This window comes from Pseudomonas sp. EA_5y_Pfl2_R50 (assembly GCF_963970475.1).
Lineage (GTDB): Bacteria > Pseudomonadota > Gammaproteobacteria > Pseudomonadales > Pseudomonadaceae > Aquipseudomonas.
The window spans coordinates 386,556-403,662 of sequence record NZ_CAXAPT010000002.1 but is presented as its reverse complement, the minus strand read 5'-3'; the positions used below and the strand labels follow the sequence as shown (position 1 = coordinate 403,662).

General features: G+C 61.0%; 14 protein-coding genes and 1 riboswitch. Of the genes, 2 read left to right on the top strand and 12 right to left on the bottom strand.

Features of this window, described 5'->3' with window-relative positions; all coding sequences use genetic code 11:
* Positions 1 to 4: 4 nt before the first annotated feature.
* Positions 5 to 1,219 (bottom strand): phosphoserine phosphatase SerB, encoded by a 1,215-nt coding sequence (gene serB, locus AACY19_RS05010; protein ID WP_141128517.1) that lies wholly within the window; start codon positions 1,217 to 1,219, stop codon positions 5 to 7.
* Between the two features lie 134 nt (positions 1,220 to 1,353).
* On the opposite strand from serB, the gene AACY19_RS05005 reads away from it, so the two are divergent.
* Positions 1,354 to 2,865 (top strand): AhpA/YtjB family protein, encoded by a 1,512-nt coding sequence (locus tag AACY19_RS05005; RefSeq protein WP_339448526.1) that lies wholly within the window; start codon positions 1,354 to 1,356, stop codon positions 2,863 to 2,865.
* Between the two features lie 302 nt (positions 2,866 to 3,167).
* On the opposite strand, the gene AACY19_RS05000 is transcribed toward AACY19_RS05005, so the two are convergent.
* From AACY19_RS05000 to AACY19_RS04960, 9 genes are all read right to left on the bottom strand, one after another.
* Entirely contained in the window at positions 3,168 to 3,878 is a 711-nt protein-coding gene (locus AACY19_RS05000) for a PqiC family protein (RefSeq protein WP_339448524.1), read from the bottom strand.
* A 177-nt stretch (positions 3,879 to 4,055) separates the two neighbouring features.
* Positions 4,056 to 6,320 (bottom strand): DNA topoisomerase IV subunit A, encoded by a 2,265-nt coding sequence (gene parC, locus AACY19_RS04995; RefSeq protein WP_339448522.1) that lies wholly within the window; start codon positions 6,318 to 6,320, stop codon positions 4,056 to 4,058.
* Between the two features lie 7 nt (positions 6,321 to 6,327).
* A complete protein-coding gene (locus AACY19_RS04990; RefSeq protein ID WP_339448520.1) occupies positions 6,328 to 6,852 on the bottom strand; it encodes a retropepsin-like aspartic protease family protein in 525 nt (174 codons plus the stop codon).
* Positions 6,849 to 7,838, bottom strand: a complete 990-nt coding sequence (locus tag AACY19_RS04985) for an esterase-like activity of phytase family protein (protein ID WP_339448519.1) — start codon at positions 7,836 to 7,838, stop codon at positions 6,849 to 6,851. Before AACY19_RS04985 ends, AACY19_RS04990 begins: the two co-directional genes overlap by 4 nt.
* Complete coding sequence (parE, locus tag AACY19_RS04980) at positions 7,838 to 9,745, bottom strand: DNA topoisomerase IV subunit B (RefSeq protein WP_103304642.1); 1,908 nt, start codon at positions 9,743 to 9,745, stop codon at positions 7,838 to 7,840. The genes AACY19_RS04985 and parE overlap by 1 nt, the downstream gene beginning before the upstream one ends.
* Positions 9,746 to 9,786: 41 nt before the next feature.
* The gene (locus AACY19_RS04975) at positions 9,787 to 10,395 is read right to left on the bottom strand and encodes a YqiA/YcfP family alpha/beta fold hydrolase (protein ID WP_339448516.1); all 609 of its coding nucleotides are present in this window, start codon (positions 10,393 to 10,395) and stop codon (positions 9,787 to 9,789) included.
* 101 nt (positions 10,396 to 10,496) lie between these two features.
* Positions 10,497 to 11,312 (bottom strand): 3',5'-cyclic-AMP phosphodiesterase, encoded by an 816-nt coding sequence (gene cpdA / locus AACY19_RS04970; protein ID WP_339448514.1) that lies wholly within the window; start codon positions 11,310 to 11,312, stop codon positions 10,497 to 10,499.
* Positions 11,313 to 11,411: 99 nt separating this feature from the next.
* Positions 11,412 to 11,864, bottom strand: a complete 453-nt coding sequence (locus AACY19_RS04965; protein WP_339448512.1) for a DUF1249 domain-containing protein — start codon at positions 11,862 to 11,864, stop codon at positions 11,412 to 11,414.
* The gene (locus AACY19_RS04960) at positions 11,855 to 12,472 is read right to left on the bottom strand and encodes an NUDIX domain-containing protein (protein ID WP_339448511.1); all 618 of its coding nucleotides are present in this window, start codon (positions 12,470 to 12,472) and stop codon (positions 11,855 to 11,857) included. The genes AACY19_RS04965 and AACY19_RS04960 overlap by 10 nt, the downstream gene beginning before the upstream one ends.
* 228 nt (positions 12,473 to 12,700) lie before the next feature.
* Between AACY19_RS04960 and AACY19_RS04955 the strand changes: the two genes are divergently transcribed.
* Positions 12,701 to 13,447, top strand: a complete 747-nt coding sequence (locus AACY19_RS04955; RefSeq protein WP_339448509.1) for an RsiV family protein — start codon at positions 12,701 to 12,703, stop codon at positions 13,445 to 13,447.
* Here AACY19_RS04955 and cytX read toward each other — a convergent pair.
* Together cytX and thiC are read right to left on the bottom strand one after the other, a co-directional pair.
* On the bottom strand, positions 13,416 to 14,708 hold the full coding sequence (gene cytX / locus AACY19_RS04950; protein ID WP_339448507.1) for a putative hydroxymethylpyrimidine transporter CytX: 1,293 nt from the start codon (positions 14,706 to 14,708) through the stop codon (positions 13,416 to 13,418). The genes AACY19_RS04955 and cytX overlap by 32 nt on opposite strands.
* Positions 14,709 to 14,812: 104 nt before the next feature.
* Complete coding sequence (gene thiC, locus AACY19_RS04945; RefSeq protein ID WP_339448505.1) at positions 14,813 to 16,705, bottom strand: phosphomethylpyrimidine synthase ThiC; 1,893 nt, start codon at positions 16,703 to 16,705, stop codon at positions 14,813 to 14,815.
* 146 nt (positions 16,706 to 16,851) lie between these two features.
* Positions 16,852 to 16,957: riboswitch (TPP riboswitch) on the bottom strand.
* Between the last annotated feature and the right edge of the window lie 150 nt (positions 16,958 to 17,107).

Here is a 17,107-nt window from a genome sequence, read left to right as displayed (position 1 = left end):
GAACTCAGAGCTGCCCGTCACGATCACGGAAACCCAGCAAGTACAGCACGCCATCCAGACCCAACGTCGAAATCGCCTGCTTCGCTGATTGCTTGACCAGCGGCTTGGCGCGGAACGCCACACCCAGCCCGGCAATCGCCAGCATTGGCAGGTCATTCGCACCGTCGCCCACGGCAATGGTCTGCTCCAGACGCAAGCCTTCCTTGTGTGCCAGTTCTTTCAACAGGTCGGCCTTGCGCTGCGCATCGACAATCGGCTCGATGGCCACGCCGGTGCACTTGCCGTCGACCACTTCCAGTTCGTTGGCGAACACATAGTCGATGCCCAGTCTGGCCTGCAACTGCTTGGCGAAATAGGTGAAGCCACCGGACAGGATCGCGGTCTTGTAACCCAGGCGCTTGAGTTCGGCGAACAGGGTCTCGGCGCCTTCGGTCAGGCGCAACGAAGCACCGATGGAGTCCAGCACGCTGACGTCCAGACCTTTGAGCAAGGCCAGGCGCTCTTTGAAGCTGGCGCGAAAGTCCAGTTCACCGGCCATGGCGCGCTCGGTGATTTCCGACACTTGCTCGCCGACACCGGCCGCCTTGGCCAATTCGTCGATGACTTCGGCTTCGATCAGCGTCGAGTCCATGTCGAACACCGCCAGGCGCCGGTTGCGGCGGAACAGCGAATCTTCCTGGAAGGCGATGTCGACGTTCAACTCCTGCGCGACGCTGAGGAATTCAGCGCGCAGGGCCTGCGGATCAGCCGCTTCACCACGCACGGAGAACTCGATGCAGCCCTTGCCCTTGTCCGCCGGAGTGTCCAGCGGCATTCGACCCGACAGACGGTCGATATGGTCGATGTTCAGGCCGTATTTGGCAGTGATCGAGCTGACGGCCTGCAATTGGCCGGCGGTCACTTTGCGCGTCAACAGGGTGACGATGTGGCGTTTCTTGCCCTGATTGCCCACCCATTGCTGGTAATCCTCTTCGGACACCGGGGTGAAACGTACCTGCTGATCGAGTTCGTAGCCTTTGAACAGGATGTCCTTGAGCACGGACTTGCCTTGCTCGGAGTCGGGAATTTCAACCAGGATGCCGAACGACAGGGTGTCGTGGATCACCGCCTGACCGATGTCGAGAATGTTCACACCACCTTGTGCCAGAACGCCGGTAATGGCTGCCGTCAGACCCGGACGGTCGACTCCCGTGATGTTAATCAGGACGATTTCGCGCAACGCGCACCCCCGCAACTGGAAAAAAACCGCATTCTACCCACTTTCAGTGACCATCGGGCACCGCGAGCGCTTTGCCGGTCTAGGGCCTGTCGCTATACTGCGCGTCAACTTCACGGACAAAAGAGCCGAGCTCAGTGAACCGGCCCACGCCAGTTAAAACCGATAACTTCTTCCTGCTGATCTTCCGTGCACTGCGCCACCGCCGTGTACCGATTGCATTGCGCATTGCCAGCCATAACGTGATCCTGGTCGCTCTGGCCCTGGTGATCTATGCCTGCGTGATGGGCCTGCAATTCAAGCAGGCCATGCACCAGCAAGCCGATGCGCTGGGCGAAAGCCTGACCACACAGACCGCGACCTCGGCCACGGAGCTGTTGGTGTCCAACGACATCCTCAGCCTCAACGTGCTGCTCAACAACCTGACCAAGAACAAACTGGTGGCCCACGCGGCGATCTACAGCGTGGATAACCGCATCCTCGCCGAGTCCGGTCAGCGGCCCAAGCACAGCCTGCTGGGCGAAGCCGAAGGCATGTACGAGAGCAAGATCACCTTCCAGGACGTGACCGCCGGGCAGCTGCGCATCAGCCTGGACATGGATCAGTTCCAGCAGCCAATGACCATCAGCTTGCAAAGCATGGGCATTTTGAGCGGGATTCTATTGGCGCTGTCGCTGGCCCTGAGCCTGCGCATGGGCCGTTATCTGTCGACACCGCTGCTGCAACTGCGCGTGTGGCTGCGAAACATCAATGAATACACGCCGGGCACTGATCGTCAGGACGAGATCGGCGATCTGGCGCGGCAGCTGCACGCCGATTTCGCCCCGGAACCCGCACCCAAGCCTGAGCCGGAACCCGAGTTCGAAGAGGAGGAGGACGAACCAGAGTTCGAGGTGCGCAACCTGCGTGATCCGAGCTTTGACGAAACCCGCCCGCTGGCCGCGCAAAAACCGGCGCCGCGCCATGTGGTCAGCACCGTTGAAGACGACGAGGACGATGACGCCTTCGCTGATCTGCGCGACGAGTCGCTGGACCAGGCACCGCAACCGGTGGCCCGCAAGGCCACGCCGAGCGTGCCTCAGCACAGCGCCGTACTCGCCGTGCAGTTGGGTTCGCAGGAACAACTGCGTCGCCTGCCGCGTGCGCGCCTGGAAGAGTTGCTGGAGCGTTATCGCGACTGCCTCGATCAGGCCGCCTCGCTGTATCAGGCAGAAATCGAAACCCTGAACGACGGCAGCACCTTGATGCTGTTCCACACCGAAGACAGCGGCGACGATTACCTGACCAATGCCATTTGCTGCGGCGAGTTGCTGCGGGCGCTGGGGCACCAGTTACAGATCGAGGTCGCGGACAGCGGCATCACCCTGCAACTGCAGCTGGGGCTGACTTTGGGTGACGAGTTGTTTGGCCTGAGTCAGATCGACCTGCTGCTGACCGATTCGGCGCAGGACGCCCTGGCCCTGTCGCAACACAGCCGCAACCTGCTGCTGGTTGAGCGCAAGATCAGTGATGACGCGCTGATCCGCCAGCGTGCGCGAATCCGCCCGATTGCCAGCCCTGAAGGCGCTTGCTGTGTAGAGCGCTTGATGGAGCCTTATCCGTCGATGCTGGAGCGGCAACTGGCGCGGATGCACGAGCGCCGGGCGTAAGCCTTAAGCCCTGAAACACAGAAGCCCGCAGACGAGTGATTGTCTGCGGGCTTTTTTGTGTGTGACTGAAAAGCCCCTCACCCTAACCCTCTCCCCGAGGGAGAGGGGACTGATTTGGGGATATTGGAGAGCTACAGCGACTTGAGCGCCCTGCTGTGAATCCAGAATCGCCAGGCTCTTTCAGGTCGACGTATGACGCAAGACACCTCGGTCAGTCCCCTCTCCCTCCGGGAGAGGGCTAGGGTGAGGGTAGAAACAACAAAGCCCGCACAAGGCGGGCTCTGTTCTGACTCGATCCAGGCTTAGAAGCGGAACACTTCCATGTCGGTCCGAATCGGCGATGCCATCGGAATCTTCGGCTGCTTTTCGGCTTCCGCCGCTGGCACTGCCGGTTTCGTTGCTGATTTACGTGGCACTTCCGCGACCGGAGGCTGATTGGCCAGTGGTTTCAACGCGACCGACAGTTGCTCGGCCAGACGCTGCAAGAGAATCCCTTGCGCATGCACCTGCGACGCCGTGCTACCGGCATGCAGCTCTTGCAGATGGACGATGCGGTTGTCACGCACCTGACCACGACGGTCGATCAGACGCCACTGCGCATCGAGAATCGCCGGCTGTTTCGCACCCGAGTCCAGACGCGTGATGGTCAGCAACACCTGCACGTCCGGGGTAAAGCCGCTGGTGGCCGGCGCCAGCACCACACGTTGACTGTCCAGATGGCCAGCTACCTGACGCATCAGCAACTGGTCAATATCCGACGAAAGGCTGCCAGCCCAACGACCATCGGTCGCCGCTTGCAGGCTGCCGTCCGGTTGACGTTGGAGCAGGGTTTCGCGTTGCAGGTAGTCAGCGACGACCACCGGACCCAACAAAACCGCCATGCCCGCGCTTTGCGCAGGCTGAACCGGACTTCCGCTGTCCAGTTGATACAGCGACACCGGCTGGTGAACGCTGCAACCCGCCAGGCCCAAAACGCCGGCGAGCAGGAAAATAAGGGGGCGCAGAGCAGTCATCATCCCGTCCAGGTGGCCGCCACAAGGCTGACCACAGTGAAAATACTCAATAAATATGAAGAACGCTCGGCCACGCCGGCGCTTGGAAAGGCCATATCATCCGTGAATATGCGTTCCGACTCCAGCGCCAAAGCGTCGATCTACGCGTTAAATCGTAGATCGAACGCTCTAGGGCGCCTAATTGAGGTTTTCGACGAGCAGCGCATCAACCCGCTGGAAGCCACGTGGAAGCTTGTTACCACGCCGACCACGCTCACCTTTGTAGTGTTCGAGGTCTTCGGCCTTGAGCGACAGTGTCCGTTTTCCGGCCTGCAGCACCAACGTCGCGCCTTCAGGAATGACGGCGATGTCCGTGACATATTCTTCGCGACTGGCCACACGTTCACCGGAAATACCGATGATCTTGTTGCCTTTGCCCTTCCCTAATTGTGGCAGATCGCTGATTTTGAAGATCAACAGGCGACCTTCGGTCGTAACCGAGGCCAGCCAGTTCTGCTCACGATCAGCCACCGGACGCGGCGCAATCACCTTGGCGTTGTTCGGCAGACTCAACAAAGCCTTGCCGGCCTTGTTCTTGGCTTGCAGGTCTTCGCCTTTCACCACGAAACCGTAACCGGCGTCCGAGGCGATCACATACAGTGCGTCGTCTTCCGGCATCAGCACGCATTCAAAAGTCGCACCCGGTGGCGGCGTCAGACGACCGGTCAACGGTTCGCCCTGACCACGGGCGGACGGCAGCGTGTGCGCGGCGACCGAATAGCTGCGCCCGGTGGAGTCAATCACCACGGCAGACTGGTTGGAACGTCCCGCCGCCGAGGTCTTGAAGCCGTCGCCAGCCTTGTATGACAGACCGGTGGCGTCGATGTCGTGACCTTTGGCGGAACGAATCCAGCCTTTTTCCGACAGCACGACAGTGACTTTCTCGTTCGGCAGCAGATCGTGCTCGGTCAGCGCCTTGGCTTCAGCACGCTCGACGATTGGCGAACGACGGTCATCGCCATAGGTTTCGGCGTCTTTCAGCAGTTCGGTGCGCACCAGCTTCTTCAGCTTGGCTTCGCTGCCCAGCAGCGCTTGCAGCCTGGCTTGTTCTTTAAGCAGTTCGTCCTGCTCGTCGCGCAGCTTCATCTCTTCCAGGCGCGCCAACTGACGCAGGCGAGTGTCGAGGATGTAGTCGGCCTGAATCTCGCTGAGGGCGAAACGCTCGATCAGCTTGGCTTTCGGGTGTTCCTCGGTGCGGATGATGTGGATCACTTCGTCCAGGTTGAGGTAGGCAATCAACAAACCGTCCAGCAGGTGCAGGCGACGCTCGACCTTGTCGAGGCGGAATTGCAGGCGGCGACGCACGGTCAGCACGCGGAATTCCAGCCATTCGACCAGCAAGGCACGCAGGTTTTTCAGCTGCGGCTTGCCATCCAGACCGATGATGTTGACGTTGACCCGGTAGGTCGATTCCAGCTCGGTGCTGGCGAACAGGTGCTGCATCAGGGCTTCGTGATCGACGCGGCTGTTGACCGGGATGATCACGATGCGGCAGGGGTTTTCGTGGTCGGACTCGTCACGCAGGTCAGCGATCTGCGGGGCTTTCGACGGTTTCGCCTGCATCAGCGCGGCGATCTGCTCAAGCACCTTGGCGCCGGACACCTGGTGCGGCAGCGCGGTGACGATGATATCGCCGTCCTCGACATGGTACACGGCGCGCATGCGCACCGAGCCCTTGCCGGTTTCGTACATTTTCAGCAGGTCGGCGCGCGGCGTGATGATTTCCGCTTCGGTCGGGTAGTCCGGGCCCTGAATGTGTTCACAGAGCTGTTCAACCGTGGCTTTCGGCTCATCAAGCAAACGCACGCAAGCAGTCGCCACTTCACGCAGGTTATGCGGCGGCACATCGGTGGCCATGCCCACGGCGATGCCGGTGGTGCCGTTGAGCAGAATGTTCGGCAAGCGCGCCGGCAACACCAGCGGCTCCTGCAGGGTGCCGTCGAAGTTCGGGCCCCAGTCGGCAGTGCCCTGGCCCAGTTCGCTGAGCAGCACTTCGGAATAGCGCGACAGGCGTGCTTCGGTGTAACGCATGGCGGCGAAGGACTTGGGATCGTCCGGCGCACCCCAGTTACCCTGGCCGTCAACCAGCGTGTAGCGATAGCTGAATGGCTGGGCCATCAGCACCATCGCTTCGTAGCAGGCCGAGTCGCCGTGCGGATGGAACTTGCCGAGCACGTCGCCGACGGTCCGCGCCGATTTCTTGTGCTTGGAATCGGCGTCCAGCCCCAACTCGCTCATGGCGTAGACGATACGCCGCTGTACCGGTTTCAGACCGTCGCCGATATGCGGCAAGGCACGGTCCATGATCACGTACATGGAGTAGTTGAGGTAGGCATTTTCGGTGAAGTCAGCCAGCGAGCGGCGTTCTACACCGTCCAGGCTGAGATCAAGGGAGTCGCTCATGCGGGCCTCATCGGTTCGTTGTCTGGCGCAGCAGCATGGTGCCACCGCGCTGAGTAAATTCAAGTTTGTTCAGGGCGCTCATGCCGAGCAGCACCTGATCGCCATGCAGCCCCGGCGCCACCAGTGCGCGGACATCCCGCAGCACGATGTCGCCCAGTTGCAGGCGGGCAATTTTGGTTCGGTAGCCCTGGCTCAGGCCGTTGGCCGTGCTCAGAGTCACACCGAAACCTTCTTCCAGCTTCAAACGCTTGGCCAGATCCGCCGGGATCGCCACATCAGTGGCGCCGGTGTCGAGCAAGAACTCCACCGGCTCACCGTTGATCTGGCCGCTGGCGACAAAATGCCCTTGGGCGTTGCCGGCCAGTTTCACTTCGATAAAACCTGCGCCCTGCTCCGACGTGACGACCACGTTCGGATTCTGCTGGCGTTGCTCCCACTGACCGAAAAACCGCGTGGCCAGAAACAGCGCCGCGCACCACGCCAGAATCATCAGCACACGACCGGCGCGTTTGCCCGGCGGCTGCTGGCTCACGGCTTGGCGCTCCAGCCACCGTCAGGCGCGGCGAAGCGCCAGACAATCGGGCGAACCTCGCCGTCGGCACGCGGGCCAAAATTGTTGTCGACGCCGATCCACGCACCGTCAGCGTCAACGATCAGCGCCTCTTCCAGCCCGTAGTTCTGCGAGTAGCGACGGTTGGCCTGCAACAGTTCGGCCGCATACGACCAGCAGTGCTCGACCTTGGCGGTCTGCGGGTCGCGGCGACAAATCTGGAACGCGTTGCGTTCCAGGGTAAACAATTTGCCGTTGAACAACGAAATGTCGGAAAAATCCTTATCGACCGCTTTGGCGTGGGGAAACTGCGGCGGTTGCATCTCTTTGCCGCCCTCACTGAGCAGCACGCAGCGACCGTCGCAATTCCACACCGTCTGCTGACGCTTGATCAGCAGCAAGCCGCGGCTTTGCCGTTCGGCCGCCAGCCAAAGCTGATCGCCCGCCGGGTTGATCGCCAGGCCCTCGAAGATCGCATTGAAATGCAGGAGCATGCCGCTGGCCCGCGCTTCGCGGACCATCATCGGTGAAATCTTCAGCCAGTTGGCCGGGCCACTGACCGGCACCTGCAAGACCGCAGCATGACCTTCGCTGACAATGTAGCGATTGCCGGCGCTGTCGCAGCTGATACCTTCGAAATCCAGATCGCCACCGCGCACGAACGACGCGGCCCAGTTGCGCGAGCGCAGGCCCCACGGCAAACCGGTGTCCGGCACCAGCGGCACGTCGATGTGCACGGCTTCGGCCTGCCAGACCTGATCGGCGATATTGAGCCGATAGATCTGATCGTCATCGCGGTCCGACACTGTCCACAGTTCCCCGCCGCACATGGCCAACCCCGACAGGTTACCGCCACGCATACCATCGACCGGGTGCTCGGCAAGCACGCGCAATTCCTGCAACGGCTCGGCCGACACATTCATCGCACTCAGCAGCAACACACCCGCCAAGGCCCAGCCAAACCGCATCAGGCCAGCACCTCGGCGAGGTTGCCTTTAGATTCGAGCCAGGTCTTGCGGTCACCGGCGCGTTTCTTCGCCAGCAGCATGTCCATCATTTCCGAGGTTTCGGCGAAGTCTTCGCCCAGCGTCAGTTGCACCAGACGCCGAGTGTTCGGGTCCATGGTGGTTTCGCGCAGCTGCGGCGGGTTCATTTCACCCAGACCCTTGAATCGGGTGACCTGGGGTTTGCCGCGTTTCTTCTCGGCGACCAGACGGTCGAGAATGCCATCGCGCTCGGCTTCATCGAGCGCGTAATAAATCTCTTTGCCCAGATCGATGCGGTACAACGGCGGCATCGCGACGTAGACGTGACCGGCGTCCACCAGTGGGCGGAAATGCTGGACGAACAAGGCGCAGAGCAAGGTCGCGATGTGCAGACCGTCGGAGTCGGCGTCGGCGAGGATGCAGATCTTGCCGTAGCGCAGCTGGCTCATGTCTGCCGCGCCCGGATCGACCCCGATGGCCACGGCGATGTTGTGCACTTCCTGGCTGGCCAACACTTCACTGCCGTCGACTTCCCAGGTGTTGAGGATCTTCCCGCGCAGCGGCAGGATCGCCTGGAACTCCTTGTCCCGTGCTTGCTTGGCGGAACCGCCGGCGGAATCACCTTCGACCAGAAACAGCTCGGAACGCATCGGGTCCTGCCCGGCGCAGTCGGCCAGTTTGCCCGGCAACGCCGGGCCCTGGGTGACGCGCTTGCGTTCGACTTTTTTGCTCGCCTTGAGACGACGACCGGCGTTGTTGATCGCCAGTTCGGCCAGGGCCAGACCGGTTTCCGGGTTGGCGTTGAGCCAGAGGCTGAAGGCATCCTTGACCACACCAGAGACGAACGCCGCCGCTTCACGGGACGACAGTCGTTCTTTGGTCTGGCCGGAGAATTGCGGTTCCTGCATTTTCATCGACAGGACGAAAGCGATTCGCTCCCAGACGTCTTCCGGCGCCAGCTTCACGCCACGTGGCAGCAGGCTGCGGAACTCGCAGAATTCGCGCATGGCGTCGAGCAGCCCCTGACGCAAACCGTTGACGTGGGTACCGCCCTGCGCTGTCGGGATCAGGTTGACGTAGCTTTCCTGCACCGCGTCGCCGCCCTCCGGCAGCCACAGCAGCGCCCAGTCGACCGCTTCCTTGTTACCGGCGAACGCGCCGCAGAACGGCTCGTTCGGCAGACGTTCGAATTCGCTGACCGCGTCGACCAGATAGGAACGCAGGCCGTCTTCGTAATGCCACTCGACTTTCTCGCCGGTGCCTTTGTCTTCGAAGCTGACCAGCAAGCCCGGGCACAACACAGCCTTGGCCTTGAGCACGTGCTTGAGACGGCTGATGGAGAATTTCGGTGAATCGAAGTATTTCGGGTCCGGCGCGAAGTAAACGCTGGTGCCGGTGTTGCGCTTGCCGACAGTCCCGACGATTTCCAGCTCCGAGGCCTTGAAGCCGTCGTTGAACGTCATCTGGTATTCGTTGCCGTCACGCTTGACGCGCACGCGCACTTCGGTCGACAAGGCGTTGACCACGGAAATACCCACCCCGTGCAGACCGCCGGAGAACTGGTAGTTCTTGTTGGAAAACTTGCCGCCCGCGTGGAGCTTGGTGAGGATCAGTTCGACGCCCGACACACCCTCTTCCGGGTGAATGTCGACCGGCATGCCGCGACCGTCGTCGCTGACTTCCAGCGAGTGATCGGCGTGCAGGATGACCTGCACCGATTTGGCGTGGCCGGCCAGGGCTTCGTCGACACTGTTGTCGATGACTTCCTGGGCGAGGTGGTTCGGCCGACTGGTGTCGGTGTACATGCCGGGGCGTTTGCGCACCGGGTCGAGGCCCGAGAGGACTTCGATGGCGTCGGCGTTATAAGAGCTAGCGCTGGGAGTGGCCATAGGGTCTCGTCGTCAGTCATTCATGAAATAGGGGCAAGACTTCACAGTGCGGTGAAATCGATTGCCTGATACACATCGGCGCCAATGCCGGCAAAACTCAGCAACGCCGGCAATTGCCCGGCAAAACCCTGAAAACTGTGATCGCCGCCGGCCTGAATGCGCAAGGCGCAGGCGCGGTAATACTGTTGGGCGAGGCGATAATCAAGGGTTTCATCGCCGGTCTGCAACCACACCTGATAACGCTGCGCATCCTGAGGTGCCGGCACTTCCAGTTCGGCCAGGGCCGTGACATGGTCGTGGGTCAATTCCCAGGTTTCATCGGTATACAGATTCTTCTGCGGGCCCAGATAGCCGTCGAACATCCGGTGCGGGCTGACCGCTGGGTTGACCAGCAGGGCCTTCAGGCCATGGCGCTCGGCCAGGTGAGTCGCATAGTAGCCGCCGAGGGAGCTTCCCACCAGCAGCGGGCTGTCCAGCTCGGCGATTGCTTGCTCCAACTGACCGATGGCTTCGCGCGGATGATGATGGAGAGCCGGAACACGCAGTTTGTCGCCCAAACCCAGCCGCTCCATCACCGCGACCAGCTGACAGGCCTTTTTCGAGGCCGGAGCGCTGTTGAAACCGTGGATATAGAGAATCGAACCGGACATTTGAGCTCCCTGAGTGTCGGCCAAAGATAGCGGAGTTTACAGGGAGTCAGGCAGATCGTGGGTGTTTGTGCGGACGCCTTCGCGAGCAGGCCAGCGTGGTCTCAGTAACCGTCAGAGCCGTAATCGACGGTGAAGGCAAACCCGGTCACCCGCTCAACGCCGGTTTCGATTCGCCCATCCGGCCACAAACGCAACCACCGATACCCCGGCGCCTGCTCACCGACCTTGAAGTCTTCACTGCCCGGTTCGAACTGAATGCAGGTCGACGGCGACGCCATCAGACGCACGTCATTGCGCTCGCGATCAAACGCCTGATGCACATGCCCCCACAAGACGGCGCGAGCCTGCGGGAAGCGATCCAGCACCTCGAAAAACGCTTCGGGATTGCGCAAACCGATCGCGTCCGCCCAAGCGCAACCGATCGGCACCGGATGATGGTGGAAACACACCAGATGATGACGTTCCGGCGCTTCGCTCAGCGAGCGCGCCAGCAACTGCAGTTGATCGTCCTGCAGATACCCCGGCACCGAACCGGGCACAGCCGAATCGAGCATCGTCACGCGCCAGTTGCCGATATCGATCACCGGTTCCAGCAGCATGCTCTGTACGGCAGCCTGGGCCATGATCATCGGTTCGTCATGATTGCCGGGAATCCAGCGTGCCGGCGCATCGATCTGCGCGCTCATCTGACGAAACTGCTGATACGACTCCAGCGTGCCGTCCTGGGAAATATCTCCGGTAGCCAGCATCAGGTCGATCTGCGGCTGCTGCGCCAACACCAGCTCAATGACCTTTTGCAGGCTCTCGCGGGTGTTCATGCCCACCAGCGTACCGTCCGCTTCAGCGAACAGATGGCTATCGGACAACTGCACCAGCAACGCCGGATCGGCGTGGGTCAACGTGGATACGCTCGGCAAGGCGCTCTCCCAAGGCAAAAGCACGGAAACGATCAAGTGTCGCAATTATGCTGGGGGATCAGTCAAAGAGGAAACCGGCGAACCGGACGCAGTTCACAACTAGCGAACGACTTCGTACTCGTGCCCCAACGCCAGGCAATGACTCAGCCATTCCCCCAGGAACAGGTTGAGCTGAGCCTTCTCATCCGGCTGATGCATCGCCGCATTCGGATAAGGATAGATGCCGCGAAAGCGTCGTGCATGTTCGGCGCTGACCACTTCGGCCATGCGCGCGTCGTGGTAGACCTGCACTTCCAGTTGCGGCACCGGCAGCCACGGCAGGCTGTGCTCCTGACGCACCTGCAGTGTCGTGGTGTAAGGACAGGTTTGCAGCACTTCCAGGGCCAGCACGCCGAGCATCTGCTCGCCCTGGGTCACGGCGATACGCCGCGCCTCGGGGTCGTTGCGCATGTCCGGCAGCAGTCGCATCAGGCGCGCATAGTTGGCCTCGCAGGCGGCTTGCAGCCCCGCGAGGTCGACTCGATAACGATCGCGCAACTTGTTTACAACCATAGCCCCCTCACTTCGGCGCGGTTCAGCGCCAGCCACTGCAAGGCGATGATGCTCGCCGCATTGGCAATGCGTCCGTCGCGGACGGCCTGCAAGGCATCTTCCAAGGCCCAGACCGTGACGCGGATATCTTCTGCCTCTTCTTCCAGGCCATGCAGGCCGCCAACGCCGTCGGTGATGCAACGCCCCAGATACAAATGCACGAACTCGTTGCTGCCGCCCGGCGACGGAAAATATTTGGTCATCGGCCACAGGGCCTTGATGGCCAGTCCAGCTTCCTCCTGCGCCTCGCGGTGAGCAACTTCTTCCGGTTGCTCATCCTTGTCGATCAGACCAGCGACCAGTTCAACCAGCCACGGGTTATCGGCCTTGCCCATGGCGCCGACGCGAAACTGCTCGATCAGCACCACTTCGTCGCGCTGCGGATCGTAAGGCAACATGCACACGGCATCGTGACGCACAAACACTTCACGATTGATTTCGCGGCTCATCCCACCGTCAAACAATTCATGACGCAGGTGCAGACGGTCGAGCTTGTAGAAGCCCTCGTAGCAACGTTCGCGCCGCACGACATCGACGGTGGTCGGAAGGGTGTTGGCATAATCAGTCATGAGCATCCTCTTCACTGCACATCCATTACGAGATTGCTGGGAGTGACTGGCAACCTCGACTTCGCGCCATCCTAACGCGCCCGCGCCTTTTGATGCAGCCCCTTTCCCGCTACCGGGATGGACGGTGGAGGCGAAACGCACTCTAATTAGCTTAGTGGCGAACTGACTGCTTCGTTGAGAGTCGAAGCGGTAACTTTTTTGCCTTCCCTTGCTTTCGAAAGGACGCCCATGTCGCTTTTCAAAATTGCCTCCGTGGCCGCCATTGCCCTGACTCTGGGCGCGTGCGCAAGCCTGTTCCAACCCAACTACCGCACGCCGCTGGAAACCACCCGCGATGCGTCGGAACAACTGAAACCGGGCTGTTCCAACCCGGATTGCCCGCTGGTGAACATCGACACCCTGCGCTTCCCGGCCGAACCTGCGCTGGACGGCATCATCGAAAAACGCCTGCTGCAAATGACCCGCACCGAGAAGAACGCTCCCGTGGCGCCAACCCTGGCGGCGTATCGCGAGCAGTTCCTGGCCAGTGCCGGCCCGCGCAACAGCAGTTACCTGCAAGCGAAAGTACGTGAACAGCATGACGGCCTGGTGATCATCGAGGTGTCGAGTTACCTCGACACCGGCGGCGCGCATGGCACACCGGGTCGCGGTTTCATCAACTATTCGCGCCAGCAGCACAAGGTGCTGAACCTGTCCGACATGCTGATGCCGGGTCAGGAAGAGGCATTCTGGAAGGCGGCGCAGGTCGCGCACAACAGCTGGTTGATCAGCACCAAACTCGATCAGGAACCGGAGTTCGTCAACAACTGGCCGTTCGTGAAAACCCCGAACGTGGCGCTGACCTACGGCGGCGTGATCCTCAAGTACGACGTGACCACCATTGCGCCTTACGCACTGGGCCACATCGAACTGAAGATTCCTTACCCGCGCCTGAACGGCATTCTCAAGCCCGAGCTGTTTCCCGGCCGTAACTGAAGGCCCGGCCCAGCACCAGCTGCAACAGCCCTGCCAGCACCAGCGCCGGCAGGGTTGCGCCGACATCCGGATACAGATTCGCCAGCAAATGGTAGGTGCTCACGCCACCCAGCCAGGCCAGCAATGCCGGCCAGCGCAATGCGGCTGACGCAACCTGAGCGCTGCGTTTGCGCAGAATGAAGTGATCCACCAGCACGACGCCGAACAGCGGCGCAAACACCGAACCGATCAACAGCAGGAAATTCTGATACTGCGCCAACGGCGCCAGCAGGGCGATCAGCGTGCAGACAACGCCGATGGCCAAGGCCAGATGCTCGACTTTCAGGCGCAACAGAATTCCGCTGGACACCGCTGCCGAGTGAATGTCGGCGAAGGCGTTTTCCGACTCATCCAACAGAATCAGCAGCAACGGAATGCCCAATCCGGCGCCGGCCAAAGCCAGCAGCAACGCGTTGACTTCACCGCTCGGCGCGAAGGCCAGGGTGTAGGCGACGCCGAGGCTCATCAGCCAGAAGTTGCCGATGAAGAAGCCGACCGCAGTACCACCGAAAACGTTTTTCGCACGCTTGCCGAAACGCGAGTAGTCGGCGATCAGCGGCAGCCACGACAGCGGCATCGCGATGGCGATGTCGAAGCCCACGGCAAATGGCATTGAACCGTCACCGGCGCGGGACCAGAGAGCGGCCAGATCGGCTTTGGCGAACAGGTTCCAGGTCAGCCAGAGGCACGCCGCCAGCAGCAGCCAGATGCCCCATTTGCGCAGGATCTGCCGCACGAAGGTCAGCGGCCCGCTCACCGCCAGCAAGGTCGCCAGAGCACCGAAAAACAATGTCCACAATATCGGGCTCGACCACAGCGAACCTTCGCTGAACGCACGGGTGCCGAGCAGGCTGGCGGCATCGCGCATGACGATGATTTCGAACGAACCCCAACCGATCAGTTGCAGCAGATTCAGCAGCGCCGGCAGGCTCGCGCCTCGACTGCCGAGACTGAGTTTCAGCGCGGCCATCGACGACAGGCCAGTGTCGCTGCCGATCACGCCAACAGCGGCCAGCAACAGCACGCCAACCAGCGTGCCAAGGAAAATCGCCAGCAGCGACCCGGACAGGCCCAGACCCGGCGCGAGCAATGCGCCGGTCTGCAAAACCATCAGGCCGATGCCGAGGGAAAACCACAGGGAAAACAGGTCCCGACCGCCAAACACACGCTTGTCGGCGGGCACGGCGAGGTCGGGGGAATAAGTGCTGGGTTGAATGCTCAAGGGTGTTGATCTCACAGGAGTGATAGCTACAAGTTGCAAGCCACAAGCGGCAAGAAAAAGCAGGTTTCGCATCTGCTTTTATCTTGCAGCTTGTAGCTTGCCGCTTACACTTTTTTATAAAGCTGACTGCCTTCCTTCCTGAACCGCTCGGCCTGTTCCGCCAGACCTTGGGCGACATCCACGTCGACCGCGTCGATCCGCTGGTTGGCCGCGTATTCGCGGACTTCCTGGGTGATCTTCATCGAGCAGAATTTCGGCCCGCACATCGAACAGAAGTGCGCCACCTTGGCCGAATCCTTCGGCAGGGTTTCATCGTGATACGAGCGCGCAGTGTCCGGATCAAGCCCCAGGTTGAACTGGTCTTCCCAACGGAATTCAAAACGCGCCTTGCTCAAGGCATTGTCGCGAATCTGTGCGCCCGGATGCCCCTTGGCCAAGTCCGCTGCGTGGGCGGCGATCTTGTAGGTGATGATTCCGGTCTTCACGTCATCCTTGTTCGGCAGACCCAAGTGTTCCTTCGGCGTCACGTAGCAGAGCATCGCGCAACCGAACCAGCCGATCATTGCCGCACCAATACCCGAGGTGATGTGGTCGTAGCCCGGTGCGATGTCGGTGGTCAGCGGGCCGAGGGTGTAGAACGGCGCCTCGTCGCAGCACTCCAGCTGCTTGTCCATGTTCTCTTTGATCAACTGCATCGGCACATGGCCCGGGCCTTCGATCATGCACTGCACGTCGTGCTTCCAGGCGATCTTGGTCAGTTCGCCGAGGGTTTCCAGTTCGCCGAATTGCGCTTCGTCGTTGGCGTCGGCAATCGAGCCCGGACGCAGACCATCGCCCAGCGAGAAGCTGACGTCGTAGGCCTTCATGATTTCGCAGATTTCGTCGAAGTGGGTGTAAAGGAAGTTCTCCTTGTGGTGCGCCAGGCACCACTTGGCCATGATCGAACCGCCACGGGAGACGATGCCCGTCACGCGTTTGGCGGTCAGCGGCACGTAGCGCAGCAGTACGCCGGCGTGGATGGTGAAGTAGTCGACGCCCTGCTCGACCTGCTCGATCAGCGTGTCGCGGAACAGCTCCCAGGTCAGGTCTTCGGCAACGCCGTTAACCTTTTCCAGCGCCTGGTAGATCGGCACGGTGCCGATCGGCACTGGCGAGTTGCGGATGATCCACTCGCGGGTTTCGTGGATGTGCTTGCCGGTGGACAAGTCCATCACGGTGTCCGAACCCCAGCGAATGCCCCAGGTCAGTTTCGCCACTTCTTCTTCGATAGACGAACCAAGCGCGCTGTTGCCGATGTTGCCGTTGACCTTCACCAGGAAGTTACGGCCGATGATCATCGGTTCCAGTTCGACGTGGTTGATGTTGGCCGGAATGATCGCGCGACCACGGGCAATTTCTTCGCGGACGAATTCGGCAGTGATTTCTTTCGGGATGCTCGCGCCGAAGCTGTGGCCGGCGTGTTGCTGCTGCAACAGGCCGGCAGCGCGGGCTTCCTGCAGCTTCATGTTTTCGCGGATGGCGACGTATTCCATCTCGGCGGTGATGATGCCTTTACGGGCGTAGTGCATCTGGCTGACGTTGGCCCCGGCCTTGGCGCGGCGCGGGTTGTTGACGTGAGCGAAACGCAACTTGGTCAGCTCCGCATCGGCCAGACGCTGCTGGCCGAAGTTCGAACTCAGGCCTGGCAGGCGCTCGGTGTCGCCACGGTCATCGATCCACGCCGAACGCACATCGCCCAGTCCTTTGCGCACGTCGATCACTACGTTCGGGTCGGTGTAAGGGCCCGAAGTGTCGTAAACGGTGACCGGCGCGTTGATTTCGCCGCCGAAGTCGGTCGGCGTCACGTCGAGGGTGATTTCGCGCATGGGTACGCGGATGTCCGGGCGCGAGCCCTGAACGTAGACTTTTTGCGAACGGGTGAACGGTTTGACCGATTGCTCGTCGACCTTGGCCGAGTCACTCAGGTTGATCGCGTTTTTTGATTTTGTAGTCGTCATCACGGGCTCTCCAGACAGCATCCAGGCAGTGGATTGTCGGAGCAGAACCTGAAAGGCACGGACGCACCAGGACCGGTGCTGTGCATCGTCGTCGAGCGTTCGATTGTCGAACAATTTCCCGGACGAAGCACAAGAGGACTCGCCGGGTGACGAGAAATCTTGTTCCCTACGCAGGCGCTAACCTGATCAGGTTCAACGGGATCCGAAATTATTCGATCTCAGCCTCATAGCAAGGCACCCCGACAAGAACCCGGCCAGTCTAGACACAACCGGCAAAGAACGCCAACACCGCAGCAAACACCATGATGAATGGCATAAATACAGGAGCTTGGCCGATTGTTGTGATGCGCTTGCGCAACTACACTCGCTTTGCCCTGCCACGCCTTGACGCTACGGGGCCCG

Excerpts from the sequence above, each read along its gene's own strand:
- AACY19_RS05000 (WP_339448524.1), bottom strand. The coding sequence starts at position 3,878 with ATGACTGCTCTGCGCCCCCTTATTTTCCTGCTCGCCGGCGTTTTGGGC.
- parC (WP_339448522.1), bottom strand. The coding sequence starts at position 6,320 with ATGAGCGACTCCCTTGATCTCAGCCTGGACGGTGTAGAACGCCGCTCG.
- AACY19_RS04985 (WP_339448519.1), bottom strand. The coding sequence starts at position 7,838 with ATGCGGTTTGGCTGGGCCTTGGCGGGTGTGTTGCTGCTGAGTGCGATG.
- parE (WP_103304642.1), bottom strand. The coding sequence starts at position 9,745 with ATGGCCACTCCCAGCGCTAGCTCTTATAACGCCGACGCCATCGAAGTC.
- AACY19_RS04975 (WP_339448516.1), bottom strand. The coding sequence starts at position 10,395 with ATGTCCGGTTCGATTCTCTATATCCACGGTTTCAACAGCGCTCCGGCC.
- AACY19_RS04965 (WP_339448512.1), bottom strand. The coding sequence starts at position 11,864 with ATGGTTGTAAACAAGTTGCGCGATCGTTATCGAGTCGACCTCGCGGGG.
- AACY19_RS04960 (WP_339448511.1), bottom strand. The coding sequence starts at position 12,472 with ATGACTGATTATGCCAACACCCTTCCGACCACCGTCGATGTCGTGCGG.
- AACY19_RS04955 (WP_339448509.1), top strand. The coding sequence starts at position 12,701 with ATGTCGCTTTTCAAAATTGCCTCCGTGGCCGCCATTGCCCTGACTCTG.
- thiC (WP_339448505.1), bottom strand. The coding sequence starts at position 16,705 with ATGACGACTACAAAATCAAAAAACGCGATCAACCTGAGTGACTCGGCC.